Source organism: Burkholderia sp. Cy-637 (assembly GCF_011753175.1).
Taxonomy (GTDB): Bacteria; Pseudomonadota; Gammaproteobacteria; order Burkholderiales; family Burkholderiaceae; genus Burkholderia; species Burkholderia gladioli.
Genome location: NZ_VWWC01000367.1, coordinates 1 through 1,663 on the forward strand (window position 1 = coordinate 1; position 1,663 = coordinate 1,663).

Sequence of the window (1,663 nt, forward strand, 5' to 3'; positions counted from 1 at the left end):
CGGCGGCGGTGCCTGGGAGGCCGCGTTGGGCGGCACCACGCCGGCCGCCAGCAGCGCCTGCCAGAGCTGGGCGCGATCGGCCTCGCGGTCGGCGAGGTCGGGCGGCAGCGGCGCGGCGGAGGCGGCCGGTGCGGTGGAATCGGCAGAAGCCCCAGCACCGGAAGCGGCAGAAGCGGCAGAAGCGGCAGAAGCCCCGGGCGCCTCCACTTCGTCGCGCGGCACTTCGGCATCGCGCGCCACCGGCCGCGTCGGCGAGGGCGCGCGTTCCGGCAAAGCGGGGGCGAGAGACGAAGCCCTATCGGTCATGCGGTTCTCCATGGGTGGCCAGGTTGCCTCGGGATCATCGGGCTGCATCGCGTCGGCGAACGCGGCGCTTGCCGCCGCGGCCTCACCGGCCTCGCTCGCCGGCCGGCCCTCGTCGGCGCGCCGGTCCTGCCCGGCCAGCACATGCCGGCGCCAGGCCAGGTCGACGCCGCGCCACCAGCCGGCCAGCGTCGGCAGGTCGTGCGTGGAGGACATCGCCGCCGCGTCGCGGTCCCAGGCCTCGGGCGGCCGGAACGCGCCGTCGCGTTCGCGCTCGAAGGCGAGCACGCGCATCCCGGCGATGCCGCGCGCGGCCAGCCGTTCGCGCAAGCCCTCGGGCACGGTGCCGAGATCCTCGCCGATCGCGATGGCGCGATGCCGCGCGGATTCGAGCGCGACCAGCCGCAGCAGATCGTCGAGCGGGTAGCGCAGGTAGGCACCCTCGCGCGGCGAGCCGCCGTCGCGCACGATCCACAGCCGCTGGAAGCCGAGGATGTGATCGATGCGCACGCCGCCGGCATGCGCGAAGGCGCCGCGCAGCAGCGCGATGAAGGGCGCGTAGCCGTTCGCGCGCAGGCCGGCCGGGGTCCAGGTGGCGACGCCCCAGGCCTGGCCCTCGGGATTGAACAGGTCGGGCGGCGCGCCGATCGACAGCCCCGAGAGCAGCGTGTGCGGCGCGGCCCAGGCATCGGCGCCGTCGGGCGCCACGCCGACCGCGAGATCGGCGATCGTGCCGATCGACATGCCGGCTTCGCGCGCGGCCTGGCGTGCGCCGTCCAGCCCGCGCGAGGCCAGCCATTGCGTGAAGGCGAAGAAGGCGACGTGCTCGGCGCGCGCGGCCGCGAAGGCGCGTACCTCGGTGGTGCCGGGGTTCTGCCACTCGGCGGGCCAGCGTCGCCAGTCGGGGCCGAGCCGCTCGGCGATGGCCTGCGCCTGCAGGGCGTCGAACACGGCTTGCGCGTGCAGCGCGTCGCCGCCTTCGGCCGAGAAGCGCGCGAAGGCCTCGTGCTCGGCCGAGGGATGCGCGCGCCAGCGCTCGAACAGGGCACGCAGCACGCGCAGCTTGAGATGCAGCGCGCGCGGCCAGTCGACCAGCGGCGCGCGCGACAGCGCCTCGGCGGTCTCGGCGAGCGCGGTTTCGGCCAGCACCGCGCGCGTCGCCTCGGCGCCCAGCACCGTGTCGGGATCGACATAGGCGAAGTTGTGCCAGCGCCGCGAGGACGGCGAATAGGGACTGTCGCGCTCGGGCTGGGCCGGGAAGCCGGCGTGGGTCGGGCTCAGCGCCAGCGCGTCGGCGCCCAGCCGCGCGGCCGAGCGCGCCAGGGTGGCCAGCGCGCTGGTGTCGCCCAGGCCCAGGTCG

General features: G+C 76.3%; 1 protein-coding gene. It reads right to left on the reverse strand.

Going from position 1 to position 1,663, the window contains the following annotated elements; all coding sequences use genetic code 11:
• A partial coding sequence (gene malQ / locus F3J10_RS35555; RefSeq protein ID WP_167244043.1) for a 4-alpha-glucanotransferase occupies positions 1-1,663 on the reverse strand: 1,663 nt, incomplete at both ends.